Below are 13,106 nucleotides of genomic sequence, written 5' to 3'. Positions count from 1 at the left end.
ACAAAGCAACTATTTTTCAGAGCAGCGGATAACAGTATCCACTGGCTTATGCATATTCCAGTTCCCTGATCTTTTTCAGGGCCTCAGATTTAGAGTTCACATCCAGTTTGAGATAGATATTCTGGATATGAAAATTAATTGTGCTGGTTGTTACGAATAATTTCTCAGCAATGGCCTTATAGGTAGCCCCCTGCCCGAGATATTCAATAATCTGATTCTCCCGTTCCGAAAAACAATCGTAATTCTTTTTGCGGAACATGGATATCACCTTTTTGGCTATATCGTTACTGATGGCTGCTCCTTCATACTTGATGGAATTGAGCGCATGGCGCAGGCGTTTCTTGCTGATTGGTTTGGTCAGATAGCCCACAGCTCCGTATTTAAAGGCCTTTTTGATACCTTCAAACTCATTATTGGAACTAACCATAATTACTTTGGCCTGGGCGTTTTTTTTCCTGATTTCTACCAATCCATCTATGCCGGAGAGGCCTCTGAAATTGACCTCGGATAAGATGATATCCGGTTTGACCAATTCATAATCTTCCAGGGCATCTTCCACAGAGCGGTAAATTCCCGCCAGTCTGTACTCCAGATACGTACTGAAATAGTAGGCATAGGTTTCGTGAAATTTGGGGTCATCGTCAATAACAATTACCTTCAGAGTAGTTGTATTCATAGTAACAAGATTTGGGGTTGTATTACGTTTTAAGGGCTAAAAAGGAATCAAAAACATTTAAGAATGTTGCAAGGAACCCCCAGGGCACCTGCCTGTGGCAGTTACCTCAGATCCGTATTTATCCTGTCAGGCTATCTGTTCAGATTGTGAATATCCTGCCTTTACGGAATAACTCGGATAATGTAGGAAGGGGGTTTAATGCCGGATGGGATTCCTGCAACATCCGCCTGCCGCTTAACGGGCAGGGGAAGGTTTTGGCATTCCATATAGTAAGGATGAACTCCAGTAAGAATGCCGCCATAGCATGTCAATTTTTTTAGCAGGTCTTGCCGACACTTCTTTTGAAGCACCCGGCAAGTTGAAAATTCTTTCGAACTTCTTCGGGGTAAAGAACGTTTCCATAAGAATTAAGATTTGGGTTGTATTATTTTCTTTGAGAAATTACTAATTGCTCCCATTTTGTCCTAGGAAATGCAGATTTTTTCGATTAAGTGTAAGAAAAGGGTGTATTTCGTCGGAATTTTAGTACTAAAACCGACTGAGTGGTTTGTAAAATGCATAGCGCTAAAACAAAAAAAATCACCCGCCGGACCCCTCCGGAAGGTGACTTTTTAACCAGATGAAACACTATTCTTTTAAAGGGCAGGAAGGCGGATCCGAAAGTTCCGGTAGGGCGTCGGAAGTTGTTATAAGGTTTCCGGAAGCCGCCTGTCTTACCCTTTGTTTATTTTGTAAGGCCTTATTCCTTACTGATCTTCGTAACTGACATCGGCTGTGGCTACCGGGTTATAGACCTGCATGATCCATTTTTCTTCCCGATACTGCCCGCCTAGGTCAGTTACCACTGCGCTCTTGGCGTCAGTCTTAGTATTAAAATCGGCCAGATATACATAATACAACCCGTTCTCTGTGTTATAGAATTGCCGAGCATCCAAACCTTTCTCCTTACATTCTTTTAAAAAGGCATTTAAATACTTCTTGTTACTATAAACATTGGCAATCAGATAATAACCAGATGATACCCCAACGATATCCGACCGATTTTTAGCTTTTATTGGTAATTCATTAAAATCTCTTTTGGCTACAGGCACATAAGGTTTTGGCTCAGCCGGCTTATTAGCGGCTACGGCGGTTTGTACCCTTCTGTCCTGAATCCTCGGGGCAGGATCTGTAGCCGGTCCCTGTTTCCTGATTTCGTTCCGCAGGGTACGAACCAGGGTTTCAAACCTTTGTTCGAATTGGGCTGTCCTTGCCTCCTCGATAGAATCCATCCGCAGCATCAGCTCATCCAGGATCAAACGGTTTTCAAAGGCCAGGGTGCCTGGCTGCGCATCCGGGCTGCTGCTTTGCTGCTCTGCCCGGAGTTCGAGGATTTGTTCCTCGTAATTTTTTACAATCTGATCGATTTGTGCATCTTTGCTGCCATCTACATATTGAATATCGATTCCGGAGCGCTCCTGGTCTTCTTTAAAGGTATAGGCCAGGGACAATTCATGATTCCAGCCCAAATTGGCTCCGGCATCCGAAAGGTCCTTCTCCATCAGGTACCCAAGAGATAACTTTTGATTCAGGTTAAACCCGAGGCCCATGGAAAGCCCGTAGGTCTGGTCATAGGCAGTCTGAAACCAGCCATAATCCGGCAAGTCCAGTAAAAGGGACCCTATATATGAAATCTGGTCGTCTTCATTCCGCCCCATTTGCAATAATGGCATCAATCGGGCATTGGCAAACAGCCCGCGGGTTGCTTCAAATAGATGGGTATACTGCAATGATGCTTTCAGATTGTTGGTATTGAATCCCGTAAGCAATTCATTGGTGCTTTGATTATATCGAATCAGATTGGTGGCATAAACTCCAATGTCAAACCTTCCTACCGACAGTGCCATCCCCGGCTGCAATGAAATCTGGCTCTGATTTTCAGATTCCTGCAGGGTTGGGTCGTTTTCCGGGATGATTATCCTGTTTTTGGCCAAACCCTGGCTCACATAGGTGATGTTTGTTCCGAAGCTCAAACGGGTTTTGTCTCCCAGGGGCACGGAAGTAGCGTAATTTGCATTAAAGCCGAACTCCTGTACCACTCCTTCCCATTGGCCATATACTCCAATCCCGAGTGCGGTTCTTTCGTTGACCTTATTACTGAATCCCAGGTAATAATTCTGGATATTATCCTCGTAACTGGCGTACTGGTTCCGGTGCAGGATATTCAAATAGGATTTATTCTCACGCACCAGGGAAAAGGTTGGGTTTATCAGAAATCTGTTGAAAAACAACTGATTGTGAAAAGGGCTGTTGATGGTGTAATCGCTCCGGGTTTCCTGACTGTGTAACCGGGTTCCGGTAAGGGTCAGGCATATGATCAGGGCGGGTATTCCTATCGTTAATATGTGATTACATCGTTTCATCTGGGTATTTTTTTGTTTGGATCGGCTTCGGGGAAGTTCCCTTCCGGGGCGTTCCCCAAGCCTGTCCAAAATATTTCATAGGGGGTTTTTCATACTTATATTAGCTACAATAAGTTATCCTTCGTTCCGTAGTTTCTGGTTATTCCTCGTATACATTATTCGAATAACCGCTTTCGGCATCTATGGGTAATAATTCCAGAAAATTGTGTTTTCTGTTCTGCGCCAGCGAATTTTTCTGCTGATCTGCATAAGAGAAAACCAGCTGCTGTGCTTTGTTGGCCAGGTCTCCACGATTAGACATCACGTAGGCCACGCCTTTCTCCGCTTTCAGGTTAAGAGCAAAATCATCCTGCCGGCTATTGAAGGGAGTTCCTATATTCACAGCCAGACCCACTTTGCGATGGCCCACCTGGGCAGCGTATAGATCCAGACCCCCGTAACCGTCCCTGCCATCAGAGGCAAAAAACAGCAGGTTATCACCTACCAGGTTTGGATACATGTCATTTTTGCGGGTATTGACTTTATTCCCCAGGTTTTTGGCTATACCAACAGAACCGTCTGTGCCTATATCGGCTACGTATATATCGTATTTTCCATAGGAACCTGGCATATCCGAAGCGAAGAACAGTCGTTTCCCATCGGCAGAGATGGCAGGGTGCATGGCGGAGGCATACTTGGGGCATACCCCTACTTCCGCTACATTCATCCAGGACCCGTTCACGTTTTCTGCCCTGTAAATTTTATGTACCAGCTGTTTCTTGGAAAATATGCCATACAAGGGCTTTACAAAGGCGGCCTTGCTGAAATAGGCGGTTTTTCCATCCGCCGATACGGTTACAGGAGGGGTGTAATTCGGACCCGGGTTACCGCGATCCAGTTTCAGCCTTTCTGACTCATCCCCTGAAAGGGCAACCAGCTCTTCCAGTTCAGCCATGGAGCGAGACCAGTTCGATTGGCTGAAATCAGGTTTGCGGTAGTTTTCTGCAAGTCTTCGGGTAAGGTCATGAATACCGGAGCTTCTCTCTATCTGGTAATCTTCCCTGATTCGTGTAAACCAGTCTGCCTGGGCCACGGTTTCGCCGTAATTTGCAATCCCGGCTTTGTGCATAGCCACTTTATAGCGCTCCATATAGCTCTGGGAAACACCCTCAGTACCGCTCAGGTCGATTAACTTCTGATACCAAAAGGCGGCCGTCTTGAAATTTTCAGACAGGAAGTTTACATTTCCGAGGTCTTCAAAAATCTCTTTTTCGGTATAGCCCAGCTTTAATAGCTTCAGGTAATCCTCAATTCGTTTGTCAGCCTCCGTACTCTTAGAATGGCTGATAGTAGTCGTCTTAATTTGCTGTGCTCCCACCCCTAGGCAAAAGAACAGAAAAAGACCTCCGGCTACTGTTTTTAATGCAATTGTATATTTCCTCATAACACAAGATATTGGGGGTTCATGAGGTCAAATTTCGAAAGAGAACCGACAAAACATTTATGAATTATTCATAGGTTTTTGGTATTTTTACTGTGATTTTTGTTAAAAATTGATGATTTCCCTATGAATTATTCATAGTTTCGCAGAAATGACCTATTTCCTCGACCATTCGCATCCGTTCGGACTGAAACCAAAAATCAGCTTTCCAAACCCCTTCTTTAACCCGATTTTTTGAACCGTTCATCGATTGGAATTTGGGGTTTTACACAGATATCGTTCAGGTTGATGCAGATCATTTCAGGTTAAAGGAGGCCTTCTTTCCTTTACTTAAATTTCACGAGGATGGAAACCATTGATTTAAAACGAGCCCTGGGTCTGTTGCTATTGTATGTCTTGATGATCCTTATGGCGAGTTGTGGTACGGTTGTATATACCAGTCGTTCCGGAAATCCGCCTCCTCCCTGGTTTTACCCCAACCGCATAGAGGTAGTGCGCTATGTGTATTTCCCGGAATACAGGATTTATTACGATTTTACCACCCGGACTTACATTTATTACGAAGGGAATGTCTGGGTACGTAACCAGATCCTGCCCAGCCGCTACAGGAACCTGAACCTAAACCGTTCCCGCTACCAAAGGATTAAAGGCTATCGCGACGATAATATTGGTCGCTACCACAATCAGTCCCGAAAAAACAGCGGAAGGAGTAATCGGAACTATCCCAGCAGGGGCTAGTGCAGTCATACCGCATGCATTTTGCTTCCCTCTTCTTTTGTCCTCTTATTATAAATGGATAAAATGTAAACGAAACAGGCATGAGATTAAATGCCTGCAGGTTTGCCCATATCCTTACTTTTTTTCGAGTTGACTATTTGAACGGCAGATTATCAAGGTTCCTCCCGGCACTTCTAAATTTGAATTAATAAAATGTCAGGACTGCATTTAAAGGCATTTTTATCCTAATTAATTATATATTTAATGTAAGGTGCCAAACCTCACATTCATATTTATCTAAGGTGGCTAAGAATCAGAGAGTATTACTCCTTCAACTTCAATCAGAAGTAGTTATTTCAGATGATTTCGCTCAAGCATTTGCGGATGGCCTGCTGGCACTTTCAAATATGATGAGAAAGACCGGGCCCTGCTGTTAGTCTTAAATCCAGATGGAAAATATGTTGCAGTTTTTGGAGAATGAAAAATACCTGAACAATATTTTAAATAATATTGGAGATCCGATTTTTGTAAAGGATGCCCAGAGCAGGTTAATTCTAGTCAATGATGCATTTTGTTCCATTTTCAAATTGTCAAGGGAGGATGTAATCGGCAAAACGCTGGCAGAAGATGTAAGCCCCGAGGAACGAGAGATTTTCCTCGAAATAGACCGGGAGGTGATCGAAACCGGGAAAGAGAGTGTGAATGAAGAAAGCCTGACCGTAAGAGGCGGGGAAACAAGGTTAATCTCCACTAAAAAATCCAGGTTTATAGATGAGCAGGGGAATAAATACCTGATCGGGATTATCCGGGATGTTACCGAGCGCAAAAAAGCTGAACTGGAGCTTAAATCAGCAAAAGAATTTTCGGACAAACTTATTATGTCCATGCAGGAGGGCCTGATTATTACTGACCTTCAGGGAAAGATCATTTTGGTTAATGAATCTGCCTGCAATATTTTAGGCTACACCAAAGAAGAACTTACCGGGATGCCCCTGCCTTATCCATTTGCCAGGAAGGAAGATATTAAGGAAATCATACGGAATAATAAAAAAATTGAGGCCGGTAGAGGGCCGTCATTTCAATTTGAGTATATCAAGAAAAATGGAGAGGCTTTTCTGGCAACAATTGCCACTGGTAATATAACTGACAATAAGGGGGAAGTAATTGCCCTCTTTGCAACAATAAAAGATATTTCTGAAGAATACCGGGCACAGCGCGTTTTGCAAGAAAATGCGCTTAAATCCACCAAAAAAAAGGATGTCATTCTCAAGCTGGCCAGTCTGGTAGGTCAGGATTTAAATGATTCCTTCAATCTTATTACGGAACTCGCATCGGAAACACTGGATGTGGAAAGGGTCAGTATCTGGCGTTTCAATCAAAACAGCAGCGAAATAATCTGTGAAAATTTGTATCTGAACAGCAGTAAAAGCCATTCCAGTGGCATAGTCCTGTCCAGGTTTGAAAATCCCGAATATTTTGAGGTACTTGAAAATCACAGCACCATTCTGATCCGCGACGCCGTCAGGAATCCGGCAACCCGAAAATTCGCTGAGGGATATTTAATCCCCCATTCAATAAGATCCCTGATGGATGTATTTATTAACAGTACTAATGGTCATTACGGCATCATTTGTTTTGAGCATGTAGGCGATTCATTACGAAACTGGACGGCAGACGAACAGGAATTCGCTACCTCCATAGCCAATATTGTGTCCCTGATGGTGGAAAGCAAAGAAAGGAAAATCGCAGAAAACAAGCTGATTATTGCCAATGAAGAACTTTCTAAAGCCAACACTGAACTCAAATCCTTGCGGAACAAACTGGAACAGGAAAATATCTATTTACGAAATGAGCTGGATTTAGTATTCAATTTTGAGGAAATGATCTATGGGAGTGCCGAATTTGGTCACGTTCTTTCTGAAATCGAAAAGGTGGCAGCCACCAACGCCACAGTACTGCTATTAGGGGAATCCGGAACAGGAAAAGAGTTGCTGGCCAGGGCTATCCACAATATTAGTTTAAGAAATGACAAACCTCTTATAAAAGTAAACTGTTCTGCCATTCCCAGGGAATTGATGGAAAGCGAACTATTCGGCCATAAAAAGGGCTCTTTTACTGGTGCTTATGGCGATAAAATCGGAAAATTTGAATTGGCGGAAGGGGGCACCTTGTTCCTGGATGAAATTGGCGAACTCCCTATGGATATGCAACCCAAACTGCTTCGGTTCTTACAGGAAGGAGAAATAGAAGTTGTGGGAGGTACCGGAATAAAAAGGTTAGATGTTAGGGTGATAGCAGCATCCAACAGAAATTTAAAGCAGGCAACTGAAAAAAAACAATTCAGGGAAGATCTCTATTTCAGGTTAAACGTATTCCCGATTGAGGTTCCCCCTTTACGGAAAAGGAAAGCGGATATCCCGCTATTGGTGGAGCACTTTATAGATAAATTCAATAAGGAATACACAAAGGATCTCAAATACGTATCGGATGCAGCTATGGAAAAACTTATAGCCTATGACTGGCCGGGAAATATCAGGGAATTAGAAAACCTGATTGAACGGGCCGCTATTCTATCCAGTGGTGAAACCTTGATCATTCCTGGATTTGAATCGGAAACTCAGAAAAATGTAAAGCCGATCAACACCAACAATTTAACATTGGAGTCGGTTCAAAGAAAACATATCTTACACGTCCTGGACAAATGCGATTGGAAAATCTCCGGAGCCCACAGTGCTTCAGAACTATTAGGGCTTAAACCGAGTACCTTAAGGGACAGAATGGCAAAACTCGGCATAAAAAAATAAGATTAATTCCACGGTATACCGCGAAAGAGTATGCGGGGTTTATTCCCGAAAACGGTATGCCGTTTTTTTACTTTGTGCTGCTCGACTCTGTTTATCTTCTTAAAATACTGATATTCAATATCCTAAATATCTTTCTTATTCTTTTAATACAGTCTGGCACATGTATTGATTCGTGAAAATTAAAAGAAAAGGATGGCTAGCCCAGACCAAAGAAACGGAGCCTGTTTTGGAATAAATCCCGATACTGTAAGCCCATTTTCATATGATCTGTTTGGGCTGAATAAATTTCGTGTCCTGGCTGGGCCTGAAATATCAAAATATAGCAAATCCGTCAGTTTTTCTGATATACATCTATGCAGGATGCGTTACTCGCGAAATAGCCTTTCTATAGCCCACCCTGCCGAATACAAATGTTTCCCCCGAACACTTAAACAGCCTTATCTGCACACGCATTTAAGGCTGTTTTACAATTTAGCCAAATCGATTAAGTCTTCTGGCGATTCTTTTAAAGGGATACCCGGGGGAACTGAATATTCAAATCGGAAGCAGTGGCCTGCTTACATAAAACCAGCAGGAAAATGAGTTTGAATTTTATGTTGATTGACGATAGCAGTATAGAGTTGTTTGCCAGTCAGAAGTGTATCGAAAAGGAAGTTGTTGATTCCGAAACCATCACCTTTATAAGGGCTAAAATGGCCCTTGCCTATTTACAATCGCTAAGCAACCTGGACAGTGAGGACAATGACTTTATTCCGGATATTATTTTGGTAGACCTGCATATGCCTGAAATGGATGGGTTTGAATTTTTGAAAGCTGTTGAAGATCTATACGGTGGTTTTCTGAGTAAAACAAGAATCTATATGTTGTCTTCATCCTTGAATATTAATGAGATTAATGATGCCCGGGCACATCTTGCCTGTGATGGCTATATACATAAACCATTGACTTTGGAGAAGGTACAGCAACTGAGAATGAAACAGTTTCAACCCCTGGAGCAGACCAATTAGGTATGTTAAAATATGTTTTTACGATGTTTAGATTGGCCTGGAAGCATTGGAAATGAATTTTAAAAACACTATTTGTAGGTGTAAACAAAGAGTTTTGTATAGGAGAAAATAACATTAAATACCTGCTAACATGAAATGTGTTGTTTTAAATAGAAAAGGGGATTTTGATCGCTGGGACCAGGATTTGCTGACTGAACTTCGCAATGTTAAGGTAAATGATGCTACTTCAGATGATGGGGTAATTTACCAGGACGATGGATTAAAAGTAAGTGTTATAGGTTTGGAGTCCTATGAACGCCACCCTTTCAGGGTTCTCAGCAATGATTTCAATTTAATTTGCCTTACCGGAGGCGTTGCCCTCTCCAGAAGTTCAAATGGACAGATTTCACTCCTGATTTTTGAAAAGGGGGAAAACACTCCCATTCATCTTAATAATTCCGGAATGATCAATGACCTGCAGAATATTGGGGAGAGTACATTGGTCTTTGGGCTGATTGAGTTTTGTCTCAACAAGGAAACCGATCAATATTTCACGGATATAATACAGCAAATAATGCTGGCCAGCTAAGGGTTTCAATTTTTTACCCTCCTTCTAGCCTTTATGTAGTTTAAAGCCATACTGCAAGTGCTCGGGTATTCTATTCCTCTCCACGCTTAAAAGTGCGCAATATATATTTTACATTCAAAGGCCTACTTCATATGGAACCACAAATTTGGCCCCGATAGCTATCGGGGTAGGGATTCCGCCGCTTGCAGCGGCGTGATCCCTGAAGGGGGGTCCTGCAATTCCAAAACCCTTACAAGCTGTGCTTGTTTGTGTTATTTTATTCCCTTCCGCGTTTACAAACATAATTTAGACGTGCCCGATATACGAGGTTCTTGGAGTTTGGAATTTGGCCCCGATAGCTATCGGGGTAGGGATTACGCCGCTGCCGCGGCGTGATCCCTGAAGGGGGTCTGTAAAAAAACGCCCCAGAGCTGGCGCTCTGTGTCTTTTCTTATTTCCTGCAGCCAATTGAAAGCAAGCTTTCATGGCTTTCGGAAATAAAAAACGCCCCACCTATCGGTGAAGCGTTTTCTTTGCGGAGGAAGAGGGATTCGAACCCCCGGAGGTGTGACCCTCAACAGTTTTCAAGACTGCCGCATTCGACCACTCTGCCATTCCTCCATTGCGGCTGCAAATATAACAAAGCTTTTCATAAAGATAACAGCCTTTTTTAAGTTTTTAAATCCATTCAGGATATTGGCTCGTGATTTCAGGGATATGGAATGGGCTGCTGTAATTTTAATCGAAATTTCATATCTTCAGTCAATATAATGAGGATTGAATGAGTCAGTATAAAGTTGCTGTTCTGGGGCCCATTCCCAGAGACCATATTACGACACACCGGGGAGAAGTAATCGAGAAATACGGTTGTGCCACCCATACAGCCATCGGATTGTCAAAACTGCTGGGGAGCCAGGGAGAGGTCTATCCCGTTTCCCACGTCAGGAGGAGAGATCTGGAGGGTATAAAAGAAGTGCTGGCCCCCTACTCCAATATTCATACAAAATTCATTTCGGATGCAGCCGATCAGGGAGATATCATAAAACTCACCTTTATCGACCAGAACAACCGACTGGAAAAACAAACGGGTTTTATGAATCCTATTGTTCCAGATGACCTCCGGGAATTATTGGATGCTGATGCATTTGTGTGTGTTCCGATAACAGACTATGAAGTACCGCTTCCTACCCTGCAATACCTTAAAGAAAATAGCAAAGGCTTAATTATTTTTGATGCCCATGGTCCAACCAACACTACTACTATACTGGGAGACCGGCTCATCCGTTTCTGGATAGACAGAGACATGTGGTTGCCTTATATAGATGTATTAAAAATGAACCTTGAGGAGTCCAGATGCTGTTGGTTCGAAAAGGAATATTCCCTGGAACAACTTCAACCATTCCACGATATGAGCACGGACCACCTGGATGAAATGGCTGAGCACGTACTCAGCAAAGGGGTGAAATCGCTAATTGTGACCCTGGATTCGGGGGGATGTGCTGTCTATTATAAAAAGGAAGGGGTCATTAAAAAAGAAATTGTCAACTCTGTCCCGGTTAGCGACGTGGTAGATACAACCGGATGCGGAGACTCCTTTGCCGGTGGGCTGGGTTATGGACTGCTGGAAGATCCTTCCAACTTTGTTCGAGCAGCTAAATACGCCAACGCTTTGGGGGCTCAGCGAACCCAGGGACGCACCTTTGAGGTTTTTAAAAATCTGGAAGAGACCAATGCCATGATCATAAAGGCTTACGGGGCCTTATAAGTCATTTTTGGACTGCTGCTGATCGGTCTAAATTCCTGATTGAGAAACTTTAGCGAATTGTTTTGATCTTTTCCGTATTTTTGGCCGACTCAATAAAAAGAAGGCCCATGTACAAATATTTCATATTGCTTACTGCCCTAAGCCTGGGATGTAATTCCACCCAGAGATCCATTAACGAGAATAACGCCTTACCGGCAGGACCTCCCGATGTGATGAGCTTTGCCAGCACCATCACCGAAGAAGAACTGAAGGAACATCTGTTTACTTATGCCTCAGACGATTTTCAAGGCAGGGAAACAGGATCTGAAGGCCAGAAAAAAGCTGTTAACTACCTTAAGGAGGCATATGCATCTATGGATATCCCAGCAGCAAAAGGGGATGCCGGATATTTTCAAAATGTACCCCTGGAGCTACGGAAACTTCCTGTGGGCGAACTTTCCATTGGGGGGCAATCATATTCCAATGGCAACGGGTATATTACGTTCCGGTCGGGCGAAGGCACATATAATGAGATCGTGTACCTGGGATACGGAATCGATACAAAGCAGTATTCAGATTATAAGGATTCTGAGCTTGATGGAAAAATAATTTTGGTTCGATCCGGAGAACCTCAAAATGAAGATGGCACCTACCTGCTTACCGGTACAAATGAGCCCTCCAAATGGAGCAATATGTCGGAAGCCATCGGTAAAAGGCTGGAGGCCGCACAGGCACATGGAGTAAAGGCAGTACTGTATGCAGATTCCGGGAATTATTCCCGTTATATGCGGTATTTCAACTATATGAAAACCAACAATAGCGGGCAAATGAGCCTTAAGACTCAGGAGGATGGCCCGCAATTGATATTGCTGGAAGACAGACTGGCAGATAGCCTGTATCCTGAACTGATGGAGAGTACAGAAAACAAAGTGATCGCTACAGAGATCAAAATGGATATTAGAAGCAAAAATGAAGAGGTCTTGTCTGAAAATGTAGCTGCTATAATACGGGGTAATACCTTCCCGGATGAGTATTTGATTATTTCTTCCCACCTCGATCATATAGGGGTTAATTCCAAAGGAGAAATAAACAACGGAGCCGATGATGACGGCTCGGGAACAGTGGCCATGCTGGAAATCGCCGAGGCCTTTAAACTCGCCGAAAAAGAAGGGGTCGGGCCAAAAAGGTCGGTTGTATTCCTGCATGTTACCGGAGAAGAAAAAGGATTGCTGGGCTCTCAGTATTATACAGACTTTGAACCGATATTTCCGCTGGAAAAAACAGTGGCCAATCTGAACATTGATATGATCGGACGAATTGACCCGAAAAGGGAGGGAGACCGGAATTATATCTACCTCATCGGATCTGATAAATTGAGCACTGAATTGCACGAACTGTCGGAATCGGTCAATAAGCGATATACCAACATCGAGCTGGATTATACCTACAATGATGAGAACGATCCCAACCGGTTTTACTATCGCAGCGATCACTACAATTTTGCCAAGAACAACATTCCTATCATTTTCTATTTTAACGGCACACATGCAGATTATCACCGCCCTGGTGATACTCCTGATAAAATTAATTACGACCTGCTGACCAATCGCAGCCGCCTGATATTCCATACTGCCTGGGAGGTTGCCAATAGAGATAAACCGGTTGTAGTAGACAAGGCATCAAAATAGCCTGAAAAGATACCGGAAATACAAAGCCCCCGCCTGAGAATCGGCCGGGGGCTTTTTCTTTTTAAATTTTTGCATAAAAAAACCTCCGGGGGGGGTACCCG

General features: G+C 43.3%; 10 protein-coding genes and 1 tRNA gene. 6 read left to right on the top strand and 5 right to left on the bottom strand.

Annotation, left to right across the window (positions count from 1 at the left end; all coding sequences use genetic code 11):
- Positions 1 to 46: 46 nt before the first annotated feature.
- The 4 genes from ACT6NU_RS12665 to ACT6NU_RS12650 all read right to left on the bottom strand — a co-directional run bounded on the left by ACT6NU_RS12665 (position 47) and on the right by ACT6NU_RS12650 (position 4,501).
- Positions 47 to 676: a response regulator transcription factor gene (locus ACT6NU_RS12665; RefSeq protein ID WP_445382036.1), complete on the bottom strand. Its 630-nt coding sequence runs from the start codon at positions 674 to 676 to the stop codon at positions 47 to 49.
- 139 nt (positions 677 to 815) lie between these two features.
- The gene (locus tag ACT6NU_RS12660; protein ID WP_445382035.1) at positions 816 to 977 is read right to left on the bottom strand and encodes a hypothetical protein; all 162 of its coding nucleotides are present in this window, start codon (positions 975 to 977) and stop codon (positions 816 to 818) included.
- A 445-nt stretch (positions 978 to 1,422) separates the two neighbouring features.
- Positions 1,423 to 3,078, bottom strand: a complete 1,656-nt coding sequence (locus ACT6NU_RS12655) for a PorP/SprF family type IX secretion system membrane protein (protein WP_445382034.1) — start codon at positions 3,076 to 3,078, stop codon at positions 1,423 to 1,425.
- 139 nt (positions 3,079 to 3,217) lie between these two features.
- Complete coding sequence (locus ACT6NU_RS12650) at positions 3,218 to 4,501, bottom strand: cell envelope biogenesis protein OmpA (protein ID WP_445382033.1); 1,284 nt, start codon at positions 4,499 to 4,501, stop codon at positions 3,218 to 3,220.
- 342 nt (positions 4,502 to 4,843) lie between these two features.
- On the opposite strand from ACT6NU_RS12650, the gene ACT6NU_RS12645 reads away from it, so the two are divergent.
- The 4 genes from ACT6NU_RS12645 (at position 4,844) to ACT6NU_RS12630 (ending at position 9,594) form a co-directional block, all read left to right on the top strand.
- A complete protein-coding gene (locus tag ACT6NU_RS12645) occupies positions 4,844 to 5,236 on the top strand; it encodes a hypothetical protein (RefSeq protein ID WP_445382032.1) in 393 nt (130 codons plus the stop codon).
- Between the two features lie 437 nt (positions 5,237 to 5,673).
- A complete protein-coding gene (locus tag ACT6NU_RS12640; RefSeq protein ID WP_445382031.1) occupies positions 5,674 to 8,019 on the top strand; it encodes a sigma 54-interacting transcriptional regulator in 2,346 nt (781 codons plus the stop codon).
- 578 nt (positions 8,020 to 8,597) lie between these two features.
- Positions 8,598 to 9,026 carry a response regulator gene (locus tag ACT6NU_RS12635; protein WP_445382030.1) on the top strand — a complete coding sequence of 143 codons (429 nt, stop codon included), beginning with the start codon at positions 8,598 to 8,600 and terminating at the stop codon, positions 9,024 to 9,026.
- A 130-nt stretch (positions 9,027 to 9,156) separates the two neighbouring features.
- Positions 9,157 to 9,594 (top strand): hypothetical protein, encoded by a 438-nt coding sequence (locus ACT6NU_RS12630; RefSeq protein ID WP_445382029.1) that lies wholly within the window; start codon positions 9,157 to 9,159, stop codon positions 9,592 to 9,594.
- Between the two features lie 515 nt (positions 9,595 to 10,109).
- Here ACT6NU_RS12630 and ACT6NU_RS12625 read toward each other — a convergent pair.
- Positions 10,110 to 10,194: transfer RNA gene (locus tag ACT6NU_RS12625), tRNA-Ser, on the bottom strand.
- Between the two features lie 160 nt (positions 10,195 to 10,354).
- Here ACT6NU_RS12625 and ACT6NU_RS12620 point away from each other — a divergent pair.
- Positions 10,355 to 11,338, top strand: coding sequence for a carbohydrate kinase family protein (locus ACT6NU_RS12620; RefSeq protein ID WP_445382028.1), 984 nt, complete (start codon positions 10,355 to 10,357; stop codon positions 11,336 to 11,338).
- A gap of 107 nt (positions 11,339 to 11,445) precedes the next feature.
- Positions 11,446 to 13,005 carry a M28 family peptidase gene (locus ACT6NU_RS12615; protein WP_445382027.1) on the top strand — a complete coding sequence of 520 codons (1,560 nt, stop codon included), beginning with the start codon at positions 11,446 to 11,448 and terminating at the stop codon, positions 13,003 to 13,005.
- Positions 13,006 to 13,106 lie beyond the last annotated feature (101 nt).

This window comes from Robiginitalea rubriflava, from assembly GCF_052540725.1.
The sequence above is the reverse complement of the archived record's forward strand: the minus strand, read 5'-3'. Positions and strand labels throughout refer to the sequence as shown.

Excerpts from the sequence above, each read along its gene's own strand:
- ACT6NU_RS12645 (WP_445382032.1), top strand. The coding sequence starts at position 4,844 with ATGGAAACCATTGATTTAAAACGAGCCCTGGGTCTGTTGCTATTGTAT.
- ACT6NU_RS12660 (WP_445382035.1), bottom strand. The coding sequence starts at position 977 with ATGGCGGCATTCTTACTGGAGTTCATCCTTACTATATGGAATGCCAAA.
- ACT6NU_RS12655 (WP_445382034.1), bottom strand. The coding sequence starts at position 3,078 with ATGAAACGATGTAATCACATATTAACGATAGGAATACCCGCCCTGATC.
- ACT6NU_RS12630 (WP_445382029.1), top strand. The coding sequence starts at position 9,157 with ATGAAATGTGTTGTTTTAAATAGAAAAGGGGATTTTGATCGCTGGGAC.
- ACT6NU_RS12620 (WP_445382028.1), top strand. The coding sequence starts at position 10,355 with ATGAGTCAGTATAAAGTTGCTGTTCTGGGGCCCATTCCCAGAGACCAT.
- ACT6NU_RS12615 (WP_445382027.1), top strand. The coding sequence starts at position 11,446 with ATGTACAAATATTTCATATTGCTTACTGCCCTAAGCCTGGGATGTAAT.
- ACT6NU_RS12635 (WP_445382030.1), top strand. The coding sequence starts at position 8,598 with ATGAGTTTGAATTTTATGTTGATTGACGATAGCAGTATAGAGTTGTTT.
- ACT6NU_RS12650 (WP_445382033.1), bottom strand. The coding sequence starts at position 4,501 with ATGAGGAAATATACAATTGCATTAAAAACAGTAGCCGGAGGTCTTTTT.
- ACT6NU_RS12665 (WP_445382036.1), bottom strand. The coding sequence starts at position 676 with ATGAATACAACTACTCTGAAGGTAATTGTTATTGACGATGACCCCAAA.
- ACT6NU_RS12640 (WP_445382031.1), top strand. The coding sequence starts at position 5,674 with ATGTTGCAGTTTTTGGAGAATGAAAAATACCTGAACAATATTTTAAAT.